Genomic DNA, 18,481 nt, shown 5'->3' with positions numbered 1-18,481 from the left:
ATGTTCGGCTTCCAGCGTATTGGCGACCTGGCCTGGGCTGCCGGCGACAGCCGTACCCGTGGCTTCCTGATCGGCGGCACCGCCGGCCGCACCACCCTGAACGGTGAAGGTCTGCAACACGAAGACGGTCACAGCCACCTGCTGGCCGCGACCATCCCGAACTGCCGCACCTACGATCCAACCTACGGCTATGAGCTGGCGGTGATCATTCAGGACGGCATGAAGAAGATGACCGAAGAGCAACAGGACATTTTCTACTACATCACCGTAATGAACGAGTCGTACCAGCAGCCAGCCATGCCGGCCGGTGCCGAAGAAGGCATCAAGAAAGGCATGTACCTGCTCGAAGAAGACACCCGCGATGCGGCGCACCACGTACAGCTGATGGGCTCCGGCACCATCCTGCGTGAAGTCCGTGAAGCGGCGAAGATCCTACGTGAAGAGTTCAACGTCGGCGCCGACGTGTGGAGCGTCACCAGCTTCAACGAACTGCGTCGCGACGGCCTGGCCGTAGAGCGCAGCAACCGTCTGAAGCCTGGCCAGAAGCCTAAGCTGAGCTACGTCGAAGAGTGCCTGAACGGCCGTAAAGGTCCGGTCATTGCCTCTACCGACTACATGAAGCTGTTCGCCGAGCAGATCCGTCAGTGGGTACCGTCCAAGGAATTCAAAGTCCTCGGCACCGACGGTTTCGGCCGTAGCGACAGCCGCAAGAAACTGCGTCATTTCTTCGAAGTCGACCGTCATTTCGTGGTGTTGGCAGCCCTGGAAGCACTGGCTGACCGTGGTGATATCGAACCTAAGGTTGTGGCTGAAGCCATCGTCAAGTTCGGCATCGACCCGGAAAAACGCAACCCACTGGACTGCTGAGGAGACATTTTGTGAGCGAACTCATTCGCGTACCTGACATCGGCAGCGGTGAAGGTGAAGTAATTGAACTGTTTGTGAAGGTCGGCGACCGTATCGAAGCCGACCAGAGCATCCTGACCCTGGAATCGGACAAGGCCAGCATGGAAGTGCCGGCCCCGAAAGCCGGCGTCATCAAAAGCCTGAAAGTAAAGCTGGGCGACCGCCTGAAAGAAGGCGACGAACTGCTTGAGCTGGAAGTCGAGGGCGCCGCTGCTGCGGCCCCTGCGCCGGCTGCCGCTCCGGCCAAGAAAGCCGAAGAAAAACCGGCTGCCGCTCCTGCTGCCGCCGCGCCAGCCGCTGCCCCTGCTGCCGCTTCGGTTCAGCAAGTGCACGTGCCGGACATCGGTTCGTCGGGCAAGGCGCAGATCATCGAGATCCAGGTCAAGGTCGGCGACACCGTCGAGGCTGATCAATCGTTGATCACCCTGGAGTCCGACAAGGCGAGCATGGAAATCCCGTCGCCTGCCGCTGGCGTGGTCAAGGCCATCAGCGTCAAGCTCAACGACGAAGTCGGCACTGGCGACCTGATCCTGGATCTGGAAGTGGCGGGTGCTGCGGCCCCTGCCGCCGCTCCGGCTCAGGCTGCTGCACCGGCCGCTGCTGCTGCGCCTGCTCCGGCAGTTGCTCCAGCAGCACCGGTTGCCGACAGCGTTCAGGACATCCACGTTCCGGACATCGGTTCGGCTGGCAAAGCCAAGATTATCGAAGTGTTGGTCAAGGCTGGCGACAGCGTTGAAGCCGATCAGTCGCTGATCACTCTGGAATCCGACAAGGCGAGCATGGAAATCCCGTCGCCTGCCGCTGGCGTGGTGGAAAGCGTTTCCATCAAGCTGGATGACGAAGTTGGTACTGGCGACCTGATCCTCAAGCTGAAAGTCAAAGGCGCAGCGCCTGCTGCTGCACCGGCTCCAACTGCCGCCGCTGCTGCACCAAGTGCTCCAGCCGCTGCTGCTCCGGCTGCCGCTGCACCTGCTGCTGCCGCTCCGGTTGCTGCTCCGGCCAAGCCTGGCGCGAAAGTTCACGCCGGCCCAGCCGTGCGTCAACTGGCCCGTGAGTTCGGCGTCGAGCTGAACGCTGTCGGCGCCAGCGGCCCGCACGGTCGTATCCTCAAAGAAGACGTGCAGACTTACGTCAAAGCGATGATGCAGAAGGCCAAGGAAGCACCGGCCGCTGCAGCGGGCGCAACCGGTGGCGCGGGCATCCCGCCGATCCCGGTCGTCGATTTCAGCCGTTTCGGCGAAATCGAAGAAGTGCCGATGACTCGCCTGATGCAGATCGGCGCGTCGAGCCTGCACCGCAGCTGGCTGAACATCCCGCACGTGACTCAGTTCGATTCGGCTGATATCACCGAGCTGGAAGCGTTCCGCGTGGCGCAGAAAGCCGTAGCAGAGAAGGCCGGCGTCAAGCTGACCATCCTGCCGCTGCTGCTCAAGTCGTGCGCACACATGCTCAAGGAGCTGCCGGACTTCAACAGTTCGCTGGCGCCAAGCGGCAAAGCGATCATCCGCAAGAAGTACGTCAACATCGGCTTCGCCGTCGACACCCCGGATGGCCTGCTGGTACCGGTCATCAAGAACGTCGACCAGAAGAGTCTATTGCAACTGGCAGCCGAAGCCGCTGCGCTGGCCGCCAAGGCCCGCGACAAGAAGCTTACCGCTGACGACATGCAAGGCGCCTGCTTCACCATTTCCAGCCTCGGCCACATTGGCGGCACCGGCTTCACGCCGATCGTCAACGCGCCGGAAGTGGCGATCCTCGGTGTTTCCAAGGCAACCATCCAGCCAGTCTGGGACGGCAAAGCCTTCCAGCCGAAACTGATGCTGCCGCTGTCGTTGTCGTACGATCACCGTGTGATCAACGGCGCCGCTGCCGCACGCTTCACCCAGCGTCTGGGCAGCCTGCTGGCGGACATCCGTACCATCCTGCTGTAATCCCAAGCGGCCCTCCGGCAACGGAGGGCCACTTGTGTTTCACGTTTTCGAGCGCCACACGCTCGTACCTCAACCCCGTCAATTGACGGGGCTTTTTTTTGTCCGAAATAAACCTTCCTGCGTATTTTTCCTACAAGTAGCGCTGATTTCAGCCACAACTCCAGTCGACTTCGCGCCGACTTTTTTACTCGCGATACAACTAACCTTGGCACAACAAAGTTAATCAACCGAACTTTGCACAAACTACTTATTTACGCATCACTCACTCGAATGGATTCGACATGTTGAAACCGACTATCGGCCCGATCATCGGCCACGTTACAACTAACCACGCACGCATCTTTATTCGCGGCAACCGACAAAACAATGCCCCGGCATTTGGCGGAATACGCTATCGCCTTTCCGGAACACAACAATGGTCAAAAACCCTCTTCGCCAGACTGAGCGAATTGCGCGACATGTCGGAAGTTCTTGTACTTGATAATTTGAGCTCGGACACCGAGTATGAATATCAGGCCGGCTGGTTCAGCCCGATGAATCCGGTACACACCACAGACTCTATCGCCGAGTTGCCACTGCAATGGCCACGGGAGATCTACCGCCTGCACACGCGCTCCAGCAAAGCCATGCAACCCAAGGCTTACATCGTCGGGTCTTGCCGCTACTTGCGCATGACCGCCGGTATTGCATCGTTGCCGCATTTGGGCGACAGGATCTTTGCTTCAATCAGTCAATTGATTGAAGGCGCACAACCCGCAATCAGCGCAACGCTCATGACCGGTGATCAAATCTATGTCGACGACCTCAATCTGATTGCACCGGATCGCGAATACAAAGACATACTCAGCAAATACCGCGCGGCCTTTTCCCAACCCAATATTAAACATTTGATGTCTGGCACTTCGACTTACATGATTCTCGATGATCACGAGATAGAAGATAACTGGCCCGCCAATGCCGGAAAGTCCGATGGCGAGTTATACCGCAATGCCATGGCTGCCTATGAGTTGTATCAAGTCAGTCACAGCCCGGCACATGAACTGACAGATAACGGCCAAGTCAACCGTTCTAAACTTGAACATTACTGGTATCAATTCAGCGACGGCGATATTGAATGGTTTGTCACCGACAGCCGCACCCGGCGCAATTTGTCGGCCGATGATCGACGCATCCTTGATGAGGCGCAGGAACAGGCGCTACTCAAATGGCTGATCAACAGCCCGGCGCGGGTCAAGTTCGTGGTCACCAGCGTGATGTTCTATCCGGATCGCAAAGTGCTCGGCGATGATGCCTGGAAGGCCTTCCCGGAACAGCGTCTGCGTCTTCTGGAAACCATCCGCACTCGGCACATCAAGAACGTCGTATTCATTTCCGGTGACGTGCACGGTTCGTTGACCTCGCGCCTGACCCACAGCGAAACCCCGGACTTCGAAGTGCACACCATCGTCTCCTCGCCCCTGTGCAACAGCAAGTTGCTGCCGTACGCCAAGGCATCCACCTTCATTCTTGACCAGCCACTGGTGACGACGGCGGCGGGCGATTATCGGCATGAGTTGACCAGCAACGTGATCAGTGAGGACAACTTTGCCCATGTGGTGGTTGAGGTTGATCAAATTTTGGTCAATTACCATGATCGGGATGGGAAAAAGCTGCAGTCGATCGTCATAAAACTGAGCTGAGCCTTTATAGATCGCAGCCTTCAGCGGCGCCTGAAGAATCCCGCAGGTTGCGATCTTTTGCTCTTTTCTGAACGGCGCTGGAGAAATGCCCAACGCAGCCGACACATTCTTATAGCACTTGGCCTTCATCACTCTTGTCAGTCAGTGCCGCAATGATGCAACCTTGCCGCAGGCAACAGTAAAGAGGGCGAGAGCCCGGCGCGTTCAGCATATTTCCAAGCGAGTTCCCTTCATGAAGAGCCAACCCGATGCCGCCAGCCGTATGGCGGCCGAGGTAGTGACGCAGTTGCCTGTGCCCTCGCGGCTCGGCATGCTGCGTTTCGAGCGCTTGAATGAAGCCAGCTGGGCGATGCTGTTTCTCGATCCAAACTGCGAACGCCAGTTCGGTCAGCCGGCCGTAGAACTCTGCGCGCTGGTCGGCTCGCCCTACGCCAGCCTGATGGAGCCGGAAGCGCGCTACCAACTGCACGACGCGATTCAGCAACAACTCGCCAGCAGCCCGCATTATCTGGTGCGCTACACCCTGCACACCGCCGCTGGCGCGCTGAGCATCCTCGAACTTGGCGAAGCCTACAAACAACACAATCGGCATCTGCTGCGCGGCTATCTGCTGGCGGTCGATGACCTCTTCGACGAAGTGCCGCTACTGCCTTCCGTTGACCTCGAAACCCAGAACTCCCGCCTGCAAATCGCCCTCGAACTCAACCAGCGCGCCCAGCAGGAACAACTGCAACACCTCGAACGCGTGCGCGCCCAGCAAGATCTGATTCTGCTGCTCGCCCGTCAGCGCTACAGCACACACAACTCGTTGCAGGAAGCCGCCGAACTGATCACCCGCTGCGCCTGCGATATCTATGAAATCGACTGTGCCAGCCTGTGGAACCTCGAAGGCCAGCAACTGGTGCCGATCTCGGCCTACCACCGCGCCACGCAGGAATACCTCCTGCCGGACGTGATCGACGTCAGCAGCTTCCCCGACTACATGGAAGCGCTGCACAGCAGCCGCGCCATCGACGCACACAACGCGATGCGTGATCCGCGTACCCGCGAGATGGCCGAAGCCCTGCGCCCGCGTGACGTCAACGCGATGCTCGACGCCAGTATTCGCGTCGACGGCCAAGTAGTCGGTGTGTTGTGTCTGGAGCAGACCGGCGTCACCCGTGCCTGGCAGTCCGACGAAATCGCCTTTGCCGGCGAGTTGGCCGACCAGTTCGCGCAAGTCATCAACAACCACAACCGCCGCACCGCCACCAGCGCCCTGCACCTGTTCCAGCGTGCAGTCGAGCAAAGTGCCAACGCCTTCTTGCTGGTCAACTGCGACGGCGTGGTCGAGTACGTCAACCCGAGCTTCACCGCGATCACCCAGTACACCACCGAGGAAGTCCACGGCCAGCGCCTGTCGGAACTGCCGGCCCTGGAAAACCTCAGCGAACTGCTGTTCGACGCACCCTCTGCCCTGGCCAAGAGCAACAGTTGGCAGGGTGAATTCAAGAGCCGGCGCAAGAACCTCGAACCGTACTGGGGCCAGCTGTCGATTTCCAAGGTGTATGGCGACAACCGCGAGTTGACCCACTACATCGGCATCTACGAAGACATCACCCAGACCAAACTGGCGCAACAGCGCATCGAGCGTCTGGCCTACACCGACAACCTGACCAACCTCGGTAACCGGCCGGCGTTTATCCGCAATCTCGACGAACGCTTCGCCCGGGATAGCGATACCCCGATCAGCCTGCTGCTGGTGGACATCGACAATTTCAAGCGAATCAACGACAGCCTCGGCCACCAGACCGGCGACAAACTGCTGATCAGTCTGGCTCGACGCCTGCGCAACAGCCTGAGCCCGAGCGGTAGCCTCGCCCGTTTCGCCAGTAACGAATTTGCCGTGCTGCTCGACGACACCGATCTTGCCACCGGCCAACAGATTGCCAACCAACTGCTGGCAACCCTCGACAAGCCGATGTTCGTCGACAACCAGTTGATCAGCGTCACCGGCTCCGTGGGCCTCGCCTGTGCGCCGCTGCACGGCCGCGATCCGCAAACCCTGATGCGCAACGCCGGCCTCGCCCTGCACAAGGCGAAGGCCAACGGTAAACATCAGGTGCAGGTGTTCACCGAAGCCCTGAACGCCGAGGCCAGCTACAAGCTGTTCGTCGAGAACAACCTGCGTCGCGCCCTGACCCAGAATGAGCTGGACGTGTTCTACCAGCCTAAGCTGTGCCTGCGCAGTGGTCGCTTGCTGGGCATGGAAGCGCTGTTGCGCTGGAATCACCCCGAGCGCGGCATGATCCGCCCGGACCAGTTCATCAGTGTCGCCGAAGAAACCGGGCTGATCATTCCGATCGGCAAATGGATCGCCCGCCAGGCCTGCCGCATGAGCAAAGCGCTGACCGCCGCCGGCATGGGTAATCTGCAAGTGGCGATCAACCTCTCGCCCAAGCAGTTCTCCGATCCGGACCTGGTCGCGTCCATCGCCAACATCCTCAAGGAAGAAGCGCTGCCGGCCAATCTGCTCGAACTGGAACTGACCGAAGGTCTGCTGCTGGAAGCCACCGAAGACACGCACTTGCAGCTCGATCAGCTCAAGCGCCTGGGCCTGACCCTAGCCATGGACGACTTCGGCACCGGCTACTCGTCACTCAGCTACCTGAAGAAATTTCCGATCGACATCATCAAGATCGATCGCAGCTTCATCCACGAAATCCCGGACAACCAGGACGACATGGAAATCACCTCAGCGGTGATCGCCATGGCTCACAACCTCAAGCTCAAGGTTGTCGCAGAGGGTATCGAGACGGCTGAACAACTGGCATTCCTGCGCCGCCACCGGTGCGACGTCGGCCAGGGCTACCTGTTCGACCGGCCGATTCCCGGTGCCGAGTTGATCCAGGCCCTTAAGCGCTACCCGCGCGGCCCGCTCTGCCTCTAATCACCGTATATCCCTTGTAGGCCTTCGCCTGCTCGCGATTGCGGTGTGTCAGCAACAAATCCTCTGACTGACCCACCGCAATCGCGAGCAGGCGAAGGCCTACAATGTGTGCGAGTACCCGCATATTTTGGGTAGTGATTAACTCGGCATCATTGGGCACACTGGCGGTCTACTTTTTACATCCCATCCTGACTGAGAGGAACGATCATGGTTCTGCGCTCGGAAATACTGGTGAACAAAAACGTGCTCCCGACTAAAGAACAAGCTCTGCCCGGCCGCGAAACCGCGATGACCCTGCCGGAAAAGCATTTCGTCTTCGAAGAAACCCCGCTGCTTGGCCCGTTTTTCCAGGACGTCGATTTTGCAATCTTCGGTCTGGGCTGTTTCTGGGGCGCCGAACGGCGCTTCTGGCAGCGTGACGGCGTGGTCAGCACGGTCGTTGGTTATGCCGGCGGCTTCACCCCGAACCCGACTTACGAAGAAGTCTGCTCGGGCCTGACCGGCCACGCTGAAGTGGTGTTGGTGGTGTATGACAAGGCTAAAGTCAGCTACGAAGAACTGCTGGCGATGTTCTGGGAATTGCACAACCCGACGCAGGGCATGCGTCAGGGCAACGACATCGGCACGCAGTACCGCTCGGTGATTTATGCGACTTCGCCTGAGCACCTGGATGCGGCGCTGAAGAGCAAGGCGACCTATCAGGCAGAGCTGTCGAAAGCAGGCCTGGGCGAGATCAGCACCGAGATCGAACAGGCACCGACCGTGTACTTCGCCGAGGCATATCACCAGCAGTATCTGGCGAAAAATCCGGAAGGCTACTGCGGGATTGGCGGCACGGGCGTTTGCATGCCACCGAGTCTGGCGGGTAACTAAGCCCTAAAAACATCGCGGGCAAGCCCGCTCCCACAGGGTTCGCGCAGATTCTGGAATCGCGCACGACCTTGTGGGAGCGGGCTTGCCCGCGAAGGCGTCCGATCAGACACCGTTAAACCCACCGATCAGCTCTCGGCAATCAACCAATCCATTTGCCAGCCACCCTGGGTCTGCCCAAGCTTTTTCGACAACCACGGCAGCAGCTCACGCAACTCTTCCTCAAGCCCCCACGGCGGATTGGCAATCGCCATGCCCGAACCGTTCAGGCTGTTCGGCGTGTCCAGCGGATGCACCAGCAGCTCAACACGCAACAACTTCGGCGCACCGGTACCGGCCAGATCCTGATAGAACCGACGCAACGCACGCTGATCCTTCACCGGATACCAGATCGCCGCCACAGTTTGACGCATCCGGCCAATCGCCTCTTTCATCGACGCCGCACAACGCTGCATTTCATCGAGTTGCTCGAACGGCGGATCAATCAACATCACCGCACGCTTCTCCTGCACCGGCAACATCGCCCGCGCCACATGCCAGCCCTCGCCCAGATGCACTTTCACCCGACGATCACCGGCCATGTTGTCCTTGAGCAGCACGCCGTCTTCCGGATGCTTCTCGTTGAGCATCACCCGATCCTGCGGGCGGGTCAGGCGCCGCGCCAGTTCTGGCGAACCCGGGTAATAGCGCAACTGGCCATCCGGATTCATCTCGTGCAGTACCTTCATGTAGTCGGCGGTCAGCGCCGGCAGATCCGGCTGATCCCACAAGCGCGCGATCCCTTCCAGGTACTCACCGGTACGGTTGGCCTGATCGCCCTGCAAGTCATACAGACCGATGCCGGCGTGGCTGTCGAGATAGGCAAACGGCTGCTCCTTGCGCGACATCAGGGCGATGAGACGGGTCAAGGTCAGGTGTTTGAACACATCGGCGTGATTGCCGGCATGGAAGGCGTGACGATAATTCATGGCTGCTCCTGCGAAGGGCGCAAAGTTTACCTTTTACCGGGCGGCAAGTCAGGGGTTCACAGCCGAGCGGACAGACAACAAGCTCCCTGTGGCGAGGGGATTTATCCCCGATGGGCTGCGCAGCAGCCCCAAAACCACCCGACGCGGTACGCCTGAAACAGCGTGTTTGCGGATCCAGGGTCCGCTGCGCAGACCATCGGGGATAAATCCCCTCGCCACAATACTGAGTCATCGCGGAACTCAGGTTGGCATTGCGCCTAATCGCTTGCCGATGACATCGAGCAAATCACAGCCGTCGCGCAAGGGAATGGCGCAGAGTTTGGCGAAGTCGCTGAGGATGAGAGAGTCGCATTCGATCGAGCCGCGCATGCATAGATTTTCCTGTACCTGGATTACGGCGTAGACGTACCTATGGGCGGTTTCCCGTAACTGCACGAGCAACATCAAGAAACATCTTGCCGCAGGATAACCGTCGTCGCATAAGCGAAGGGAATCCGAATATCCCCCCACTTAAAACCTGTAAAGAGGGAAATTTACATGGGAAGAAAGGTGATCGGTATCGGCGCCCCTACATCAACCGGGGGCGCGGTTTTGGAAGGAAACATCGGAATCAACATTGATTACGCGGTGAGCACTTCATCTCTCGGCCATATGGCCAGCTGTCCCGTATGCCCTCCGGGTAAAGGCCCGATTGTCGCGGTAGGCCCGCGAACTATCACTCTGCCTGCCGGACTGGTTGCGCTTGAGGGTGATTATGTAGCGTGTGGCCGTCCGCCAAAGTCCAACACTGTTTTGTTTGCTCAATCATCCGTCGTTGGTGGAGGCGAACATAGCGCTGCCAGCTTCTCTCCCATCATTCCTTTGATCCCCAAACCGAAAAGTATTCAACGCATAACGTTTTCATATGGAGCCAACCAAACGCCGGTGGACTCGGTATCGCGCTTTTATACCGACTTGAATATTCATGTGAAAACTTCCGGCTATTCACCCGGCGAGACCGTTACCGTAACGATCAGCGGTGCAACAGAAAAAACGCTATCTGGCACCGTGGGCCCGAAGGGTATAGCGATCATTCCAAACGCTTTTGAGGCTGAAGCCTTTGACATGGAGGGAGAAATTTAATGGCTCAGCTCAATATCAGTGCAGGGGTCGTTACATCCAATATCCTCGTAAAAAGGCCAAAATTCAGCACCTTGTGGGCAGCCTACGCAGAAGTTGGTCTTAAAAGCTCGATTGATGTGTACACGCTCGTGGGAGGCAATGTCGAAGCGGCCAGAGCGGAAAAACCTGATGCTTACGCAAACGCATGCGCCCTGAGGATAAGTAGAGGGTTTAACTATGGTGGATACAAAATACCGAAAGGAACGATCATTCCGAACAAATCCATTTATCGTCTGGCCGGCGCAGATCAACTCCCTTACATCATGAAAGTCGCAGACTTCCTGGCGTTCCTGAAGCACAACTGGGGCGCTCCGGATCGCGAGCTAAAAATGAGCGAGGCCAATTTTATCAATGGAAAAAAAGGTGTGATCATCATGGAGATCACAGGATGGCTCGATGCTACAGGTCATGCGACTCTGTGGAACGGCAACAGCACTGGTGACAACAGTGACTACCACCGTCCAGAAAGCCACACTTACGAACGTCCAGGCGTGACACTGGAAAAGATCAACTTCTGGGAGTTAAAGGGATGAAATTCCGGCTACTCGTAGCATTAAGCATTCTTGGGTTTTCAGTAAATGCCCTTTCAAATGAGATAGACGTAAACAGTGCGAGGATTTCACTAAAAAATTACGGCCTCGCCAACTGCATTTCGGATCAATTCAAAAATAAGTCGGACATCAAATCGGACATCGGACTAGCTATTGGCGCTTACTCCGCGATGGGTAGAGGGCAGCACGCAATATCGCAGGATGAAGATACGCTTGAAGTCATCCATGACCCTTATGCGGAAACCGAAAAATTCATGACTGACGCATACGCGAAGGCCTCTTCTACCAGCAAGCAGTCGGGCAAAAATGTTGTGTTTTATTCTTGCCTCGAAATTTACAACTCTCCAGCCTTCGAAGCGTTTATCAAGTCGCAGGATGCGTATATCTCTAATTGATTACGCTCCTATAGTCGCCTCAACGTCAAAAGATCGCAGCCTTCAGTAGCTCCTACAGATGATCCCGTGCAGGAGCTGCCGCAGGCTGCGATCTTTTGATCTTGCGGTTTCAGGAAGGCGTGGCGCCCAAGCGTCGTCCGATGACGTCGAGCAAATCACAGCCGTCGCGCAACGGGATGGCGCAGAGTTTGGCGAAGTCGCTGAGGATCAGGGAATCGCATTCGATCGAGCCGCGCATGCACAGGTTTTCCAGTACCTGGACGACCGTGCGGATGCGGTAGTTGGCGGCGTCCATCAGGACGTCGGAAGGGGCGTGGGTGTCGACGAACAGCGTGGGCATGTCGCTGCAGTTGCTGGTCAGGGCCATGTAGCGGTTGTCAGGATGGGGGATGTGTTTTACGTAGGGTGGATCGGGCTTAAGCGTCGTCATCTTTTGAACCTCTGGTATTGAAGTGGGCTTCCACCAATACCCTCCTACGGGTTTGGGTGGCAGCCATGCGCGGGGTAGGAGTACCGAGACCAGAGAACTCGGCCACGCCGAAGCGTGCCCGCGCATAACCGCCGCAAATGATCTTACGGACGCACGTAGACTGCCGTAAATCGGGCAATGACGCTTATGCACTCTTCTAGTCTCAAGGCTCCTACACCCTGTCGCCGCATCTGCGGTGACAATCCAAGACTATCCCTGCACCCCACCGCCCACCAGTTCATGAAAACCGCCGCGACTCGAAGGAAATGTCCGAGGCCATCGCCCGGAAACCTCACTCCGACTCTGTCAGCAAATACTCCAACAACGCTGACTGCGACGATTCTTCCGACGTTGCGACCTGAAAAAACTGCCTGACCTTGCAACGCAAGACCTGCACAGGAAACGCCTCGAACAGGCCCGGATGCTCCTCGCTCAGCCACTGCACGGCATTGCCGACGCGTACCTCATCACTCGCCGAAGCCAACACCGATTCCGGCACCGTCCACCAAGGAAACACCTGCCCCGAAACCTGCGCCCGGCCCCAGAGATCAACGGCCTGACCGTTGATCAAGCCGCGCGAGATCACGGGCAATAGCTGCGCCGTATCCACTGCTTTCGACTGCAAGACTGGCAACAGAAACCGCCCATCCCAGAAGCGAAAAAATACCGCTTTGCCGTCCGGCATCAATACTTGGGTCAAGCTGCGAAAATGCTCAACCACTACTTCGAGACTCGCCGAAGACACCGCCAGCCAGCCCCAATCGCGAGACTCCGTAGTCGCCACCCAATCGAGGAACTCACTGTCTGCCGGGACAATTCCCACGAAGGGCATCACGGCATCCCACTCGGCGTAAATCGTGTCCGCCCAAATCGGGCTCGCCCCTACCATCGGTGGCTTGGCGTTGCTGGCATGACTGAAGATAGCGAACAACTGTTCAGAAGATTTCAGCGGCTCACGCACCAGCCACTCCGAAGGCTTTATAAAATCAGGCTGCACAGACACCGTCCTTGCAACGCTCACATTCTTCACAGAATGGCGCGTCGCCCTTGAAGCTCATGATCTGTGCCGCGGTCAGAATGGCCGCCGGCGCTGCAATCAGTTTCTCTGGCAACCCTGGCACAACCGGCGTGGCACTCATCGCCACCATCGGCGCACCACCAACCATGATCGGCACGCTGCTGAAAATTCCGCCGGGGCCGATGTTGATCCACTGCCCGCCCGCCTGAATCGTCGCGCTCGCACCGCCATCGATGACCACTTGCTGGCCGGCGCTGACATGAAATTGCGCACTGGCATTGAGCGCCTGACTGCTCACGCGGATATGCCGGTCACCGACCACTGTCAGGTGATCGTCCTGTTTCACTTCGGTCTGCCGCTGGCCGTGGGTGATGCGCTGTTCGTCAGCCTTCAACTCATGTTTGGCAAGGCCGGTGACGACGATGCTGCGCGCGTTGTCGACCTGCACCTGTTGATCGTGCAAGACATGCTGAGTCCAGTTTCGCTGGGCGCGCAGGTAGATTTCCTCGGCGCCTTTTTTGTCCTCGATGCGCAGTTCGTTGTAGCCGCCACCACCCGGGCTGCTCTGGCTGCGGAAAATGCTGCGGGTCTTGTCTGCCGGCAGATCCAGCGGCACCGGGGTGGCGGCGTTGGGCAGGCAACCGACCACCAGAGGTTTGTCGGCATCGGCGTCGATGAAACCGACCAGCACCTCCATGCCGACCCGTGGAATCAGCACGCTGCCGTAACGGTCGTGGGCCCAACCGGTGGCGACGCGCAGCCAGCAACTGGAGTGCTCGTTCAATTCGCCATCGCGATCCCAGGCCAGTTGCACCTTGACCCGACCGTATTCGTCGCAGTGGATTTCCGTGTCTTTCGGCCCGGTAACGACAGCAGGTTGATAACCGAGCATCCGTGGCTTTTCCGGCCCAAGGGCTGGGCGGAAGAACACCTCCCACGGCGTAGCAAGAAAGGTATTACGGTAGCCCTGGAAGGTTTCCTCGTCACTGGTCGCCGATTCTTCCAGGACTTGCGGCTGGCGCCCACGATGTTCAATCGCTGTCAGCAACCAAAGGTCATTCCAGTCCTGACGTGGATGCTCGGTCAGTTGCAGGAAATGTCCACAAACCAGTGCGGATTCATCGCTGATGCCCTCGGCCTGACGGTAATCGGCGACATGCCTTTCAAGTGCGCGCTGCGCGAGATGCTTACCGGTTTCACGATCGTTGAATTGACCGGGAAAGTGATAGTCCTCAAGCACCGGTCGCTGTTCGCTGTCGATACGGCTTTGCAGTTGTAAACGCGGTTTTTCAAAGTTGTAGTCGCGCCGGGATACAACGCTGGTGCGGGTTTCTACACGAACATTGAAGCGCTTGATTGCCGGCGCCCCTCCGACCATACCGCTACCCGGAAGATAGAGCGTCGGTTCGGCCAACCGCGGAAACACGGTCTGGTCATCGCCGAATACCAGCAGATGCCCCTCGGGACTGTGCTGAAAGTGGTAATGAATGCCGACTTCCGCACACAGACGCTGGATGAACGCCAGATCGCTCTCGGCGTATTGCACGCAATACTCACGTACCGGGTAATCGCTGCCGAGGCGAAATTCGAAGACATCGCGCAGGATCGCGTGATCCTTGAGAATCTGCGCGACGATCTGCGGAACAGTTTGATGCTGGAAAATCCGCTGATTGGTCCGGTGCCCGAGGTAGGTGAGACGCGGTACCAGGCTGATGTGATAGCGCGTCAGACGTTTGCCGGAGTCACCCTGCCCGACCTGATAAATCTGACCGTGTACACCGGAACCGTCCGCCTCATAGCTCAGAAACGCCTGACAGTGCAGCAGGCTTTCGAGATCGAGATCCGGCCGTTCGCTGACCAGTTCCAGCTCGAAACGATAGGGTTGGCTGATGGCTTCCTTGCCCGTGAACTCAAGGACTTTGAGGTCGTGTTGGGCGCCTTCGAGGGTCAACGTGAAGCGCGGTTGATTGGCAGGCGCGAACATCCGATGTTTCTCTGCAGAGTGAGGGCGGGCGATTCTGCATGAGGCGCAAGGGTGATTGAGCGGACGGCGGGAAAATCAGATTTGCCCTACTTTTTCTGTCGAATAATCCTTCTGAAATCAGCGCATCCGACTACAGACAAATCCCTCAAATCCACCAGCATCCCCTGTAGGAGTGAGCCTGCTCGCGATTGCGGTGTATCAGTCGACATCAACTTTGAATGTCAGAACGCTATCGCGAGCAGGCTCACTCCTACAAGGATTCGCGGCGAGTCAGAGATTGCAGGCAATAAAAAACGGCCCGTTCCTTGTAGGAGACGGGCCGTTCTTTTGTGAGCCGAAGCTCAGTGCATTACTTGTTCAGGTTGAAATCTTTTTCCGCCGCTTCGAAGCGCATCACCATGCCTTTGCTTGGCGAACCGAGCTTGCTGACGATGAAGATCGCCAGACTGGCGAAGATGAAGCCAGGGATGATTTCGTACAGACCCAGCAGTTCGAAATGTTTCCACACCACCACGGTGATTGCGCCGACCAGGATACCGGCCAGTGCGCCGTCGCGGGTCATGCCTTTCCAGATCACCGAGATCAGTACAACCGGACCGAACGCGGCACCGAAACCAGCCCAGGCGTAGGACACCAGGCCCAGTACACGGTTTTGCGGGTTGGCGGCCAGAGCGATCGCGATCAGTGCAACCAGCAATACCATCGCGCGGCCGACCCAGACCAGTTCGGTTTGCGAGGCGGATTTACGCAGGAAGGTTTTGTAGAAGTCTTCTGTCAGGGCGCTGGAGCACACCAACAACTGGCAGCTCAGGGTGCTCATGACGGCAGCCAGAATGGCCGACAGCAGCACACCGGCAATCCATGGGTTGAAGAGAATCTTCGCCAGTTCGATGAACACACGCTCGTGGTTCTCGGTGACAGGGCCTGCCAATTCCGGGTGCGCCGAGAAATAAGCGATACCGAAGAAACCGACAGCGACGGTGCCGCCCAGGCACAGGATCATCCAGGTCATGGAGATGCGACGCGCCTTGGCAATCGATTTCACCGAATCCGCCGCCATGAAACGCGCGAGGATGTGCGGCTGACCGAAATAACCCAGACCCCAGCCCATCAGCGAGATGATGCCGATGAAGGTGGTGCCTTTGAGCATGTCGAAGTTGCTTGGATCCTGTGCTTCGATCGCCAGGAACGTGGTGTCGACGCCGCCGGTGGCCAGCAGGACGATGATCGGCGTGAGGATCAGCGCGAAAATCATCAGGGTGGCTTGTACGGTGTCAGTCCAGCTCACCGCGAGGAAACCGCCGATAAAGGTGTAGGCAATCGTCGCCGCAGCACCGGCCCACAGCGCTGTCTCGTAGGACATGCCGAAGGTGCTTTCGAACAGACGGGCGCCGGCCACGATGCCGGAAGCGCAGTAAATCGTGAAGAACACCAGAATCACGATGGCCGAGATGATCCGCAGCAGGCCGCTTTTGTCTTCAAAACGGCTGGCGAAGTAGTCCGGCAGGGTCAGGGCGTCGCCGTTATGCTCGGTCTGCACGCGCAGACGGCCGGCAACAAACAGCCAGTTCAGGTAGGCACCGATGATCAGACCGATGGCGATCCAGCTTTCGGACAGACCGGACATATAGATGGCGCCTGGCAGGCCCATCAACAACCAGCCACTCATGTCGGAAGCACCGGCCGACAGTGCGGTGACGACGCTGCCCAGGCTGCGACCACCGAGAATATAGTCAGAAAGGTTGTTGGTGGAGCGATAGGCCATCAAGCCGATCAGCACCATTGCTGCGATGTAGATCACGAACGTGATCAGGGTTGGATTGCTTACGCTCATTGAGTTACGCCCTGGCTTTGTTTTTATGTAGCGGCGGTGGTGAACCGCACGCAAACGACGACGTTTGGCAGACGATCCGGGATCCCGCGCATTTAGGACTGATGTTTCCCCAGGAAAGCCATCAGCCGGGTACACCGGGTTATTCCCGGTTGCACCTAGGGCGCGAATGCTATGCAACAAATCAAATAAGGTGCAACCAGTTTCGTGAGAATTAGTTGCACCTAGTCGGATTTATCGACAATCACCCCGTTTTTGCTCCCTTTTAGCGCAGTCCTAGCCCTTTGCTAGAAGCAAAAGCACCAAGCAGGAGCAGCACTTTCGTACCAGAAAATAATTCCTGACGAGCTGCCTATTATTCCGACAAAAAAAGGGTTGCACCCGGTTGCACCTCTTTCAGTGCGCGGCTAATCTTGCCGCCAGCTGATGCCACGCAACTGTGGCAACCATGAGGATAAAAATATGGCTACCACCACCCTTGGGGTCAAACTCGATGACCCGACCCGCGAGCGCCTGAAGGCGGCCGCGACCTCGATTGATCGCACACCGCACTGGCTGATCAAGCAGGCAATTTTCAATTACCTGGAAAAACTCGAGGGTGGTGCAACCCTGACCGAGCTGAACGGTTTGACCGCCAAGGACGCCGACGACGCTGGCGAACTGCATACCGATCACGCCCACCAATGCTTCCTCGAATTCGCTGAAAGCATCCTGCCGCAATCGGTACTGCGCGCTTCGATTACCGCCGCTTACCGTCGCCCTGAGCCGGAAGTCGTGCCGATGCTGATCGAGCAGGCGCGCCTGCCGGCACCGATGGCCGAGGCGACCAACAAGCTCGCCGCCTCCATCGCCGAAAAACTGCGTAACCAGAAAAGTGCCGGCGGCCGTGCAGGCATTGTTCAAGGCCTGCTGCAGGAATTTTCCCTGTCGTCCCAGGAAGGCGTGGCACTGATGTGCCTGGCCGAAGCGCTGCTGCGTATCCCGGACAAAGGCACTCGCGATGCGCTGATCCGCGACAAGATCAGCACCGGCAACTGGCACCCGCATTTGGGCAACAGCCCTTCGCTGTTCGTCAACGCCGCCACTTGGGGCCTGCTGCTGACCGGCAAACTGGTCTCGACGCACAATGAAGCCGGCCTGACCTCGTCGCTGAGCCGCATCATCGGCAAGAGCGGTGAACCGATGATCCGCAAGGGCGTCGACATGGCCATGCGCCTGATGGGCGAGCAGTTCGTCACCGGCGAAACTATCGCCGAAGCGCTGGCCAATGCGAGCAAGTTCGAAGCCAAAGGCTTCCGTTATTCCTACGACATGCTCGGTGAAGCGGCACTGACCGAACACGATGCGCAGAAGTACCTGGCGTCGTACGAACAAGCCATTCACTCGATCGGCAAAGCCTCCCACGGTCGTGGGATTTATGAAGGCCCGGGCATCTCCATCAAGCTGTCGGCACTGCACCCGCGTTACAGCCGTGCGCAGTACGAGCGTGTGATGGACGAGCTGTATCCGCGCCTGCTGTCGCTGACCCTGCTGGCCAAGCAATACGACATCGGCCTGAACATCGACGCCGAAGAAGCCGACCGCCTCGAGCTGTCGCTGGATCTGCTTGAGCGTCTGTGCTTCGAACCGCAACTGACTGGCTGGAACGGCATCGGTTTCGTGATCCAGGCTTACCAGAAGCGTTGCCCGTACGTGATCGACTACGTGATCGACCTGGCTCGCCGCAGCCGGCATCGGCTGAGGAGCCGCCGGGTGAGAGGCGCGTACTGGGACAGCGACGTCCAGCGCG

15 protein-coding genes are annotated in these 18,481 nt (G+C 58.1%); 9 read left to right on the top strand and 6 right to left on the bottom strand.

Going from position 1 to position 18,481, the window contains the following annotated elements; translation table 11 throughout:
- The 5 genes from ACIOWE_RS27890 to msrA form a co-directional block, all read left to right on the top strand.
- Positions 1 to 867, top strand: an 867-nt coding sequence (locus tag ACIOWE_RS27890; RefSeq protein WP_401398070.1) for a transketolase-like TK C-terminal-containing protein, incomplete at its 5' end; no start/stop codon positions are given.
- A gap of 11 nt (positions 868 to 878) precedes the next feature.
- Positions 879 to 2,837, top strand: coding sequence for a dihydrolipoyllysine-residue acetyltransferase (aceF, locus tag ACIOWE_RS27885; RefSeq protein WP_401398068.1), 1,959 nt, complete (start codon positions 879 to 881; stop codon positions 2,835 to 2,837).
- Between the two features lie 281 nt (positions 2,838 to 3,118).
- A complete protein-coding gene (locus ACIOWE_RS27880) occupies positions 3,119 to 4,516 on the top strand; it encodes an alkaline phosphatase D family protein (RefSeq protein WP_401398066.1) in 1,398 nt (465 codons plus the stop codon).
- A gap of 232 nt (positions 4,517 to 4,748) precedes the next feature.
- Complete coding sequence (locus ACIOWE_RS27875; protein ID WP_401398064.1) at positions 4,749 to 7,445, top strand: putative bifunctional diguanylate cyclase/phosphodiesterase; 2,697 nt, start codon at positions 4,749 to 4,751, stop codon at positions 7,443 to 7,445.
- A gap of 207 nt (positions 7,446 to 7,652) precedes the next feature.
- Positions 7,653 to 8,318: a peptide-methionine (S)-S-oxide reductase MsrA gene (msrA, locus tag ACIOWE_RS27870; protein ID WP_401398062.1), complete on the top strand. Its 666-nt coding sequence runs from the start codon at positions 7,653 to 7,655 to the stop codon at positions 8,316 to 8,318.
- 125 nt (positions 8,319 to 8,443) lie between these two features.
- On the opposite strand, the gene ACIOWE_RS27865 is transcribed toward msrA, so the two are convergent.
- Entirely contained in the window at positions 8,444 to 9,283 is an 840-nt protein-coding gene (locus ACIOWE_RS27865; protein WP_150593982.1) for a 23S rRNA (adenine(2030)-N(6))-methyltransferase RlmJ, read from the bottom strand.
- A 240-nt stretch (positions 9,284 to 9,523) separates the two neighbouring features.
- Complete coding sequence (locus ACIOWE_RS27860) at positions 9,524 to 9,652, bottom strand: hypothetical protein (RefSeq protein ID WP_401398072.1); 129 nt, start codon at positions 9,650 to 9,652, stop codon at positions 9,524 to 9,526.
- 168 nt (positions 9,653 to 9,820) lie between these two features.
- Here ACIOWE_RS27860 and ACIOWE_RS27855 point away from each other — a divergent pair, with 168 nt between their 5' ends.
- From ACIOWE_RS27855 to ACIOWE_RS27845, 3 genes are read left to right on the top strand one after another with little or no spacing between them, the layout of a single operon-like run.
- Complete coding sequence (locus tag ACIOWE_RS27855; protein ID WP_401398060.1) at positions 9,821 to 10,405, top strand: PAAR domain-containing protein; 585 nt, start codon at positions 9,821 to 9,823, stop codon at positions 10,403 to 10,405.
- A complete protein-coding gene (locus ACIOWE_RS27850; protein WP_401398058.1) occupies positions 10,405 to 10,977 on the top strand; it encodes a type VI secretion system amidase effector protein Tae4 in 573 nt (190 codons plus the stop codon). Before ACIOWE_RS27855 ends, ACIOWE_RS27850 begins: the two co-directional genes overlap by 1 nt.
- Positions 10,974 to 11,390, top strand: coding sequence for a hypothetical protein (locus ACIOWE_RS27845; protein WP_401398056.1), 417 nt, complete (start codon positions 10,974 to 10,976; stop codon positions 11,388 to 11,390). Before ACIOWE_RS27850 ends, ACIOWE_RS27845 begins: the two co-directional genes overlap by 4 nt.
- A gap of 109 nt (positions 11,391 to 11,499) precedes the next feature.
- On the opposite strand, the gene ACIOWE_RS27840 is transcribed toward ACIOWE_RS27845, so the two are convergent.
- The 4 genes from ACIOWE_RS27840 to putP all read right to left on the bottom strand — a co-directional run bounded on the left by ACIOWE_RS27840 (position 11,500) and on the right by putP (position 16,695).
- Positions 11,500 to 11,820: a hypothetical protein gene (locus tag ACIOWE_RS27840; RefSeq protein ID WP_201235845.1), complete on the bottom strand. Its 321-nt coding sequence runs from the start codon at positions 11,818 to 11,820 to the stop codon at positions 11,500 to 11,502.
- A 331-nt stretch (positions 11,821 to 12,151) separates the two neighbouring features.
- The gene (locus tag ACIOWE_RS27835; protein ID WP_401398054.1) at positions 12,152 to 12,856 is read right to left on the bottom strand and encodes a DUF4123 domain-containing protein; all 705 of its coding nucleotides are present in this window, start codon (positions 12,854 to 12,856) and stop codon (positions 12,152 to 12,154) included.
- Positions 12,846 to 14,861: a type VI secretion system tip protein VgrG gene (locus ACIOWE_RS27830; protein ID WP_401398052.1), complete on the bottom strand. Its 2,016-nt coding sequence runs from the start codon at positions 14,859 to 14,861 to the stop codon at positions 12,846 to 12,848. Before ACIOWE_RS27830 ends, ACIOWE_RS27835 begins: the two co-directional genes overlap by 11 nt.
- Before the next feature lie 349 nt (positions 14,862 to 15,210).
- Positions 15,211 to 16,695 (bottom strand): sodium/proline symporter PutP, encoded by a 1,485-nt coding sequence (gene putP / locus ACIOWE_RS27825; protein WP_401398050.1) that lies wholly within the window; start codon positions 16,693 to 16,695, stop codon positions 15,211 to 15,213.
- Between the two features lie 459 nt (positions 16,696 to 17,154).
- Between putP and ACIOWE_RS27820 the strand changes: the two genes are divergently transcribed.
- Positions 17,155 to 18,481: proline dehydrogenase family protein (locus tag ACIOWE_RS27820; protein WP_401398048.1), on the top strand; the 1,327-nt coding region annotated here is incomplete at its 3' end.

The organism is Pseudomonas sp. NPDC087598 (assembly GCF_044743525.1).
In the GTDB taxonomy this organism is placed as follows: domain Bacteria; phylum Pseudomonadota; class Gammaproteobacteria; order Pseudomonadales; family Pseudomonadaceae; genus Aquipseudomonas.
Note: the sequence above shows the minus strand (reverse complement) of the source record. Positions and strands in the feature narration are given on the sequence as shown.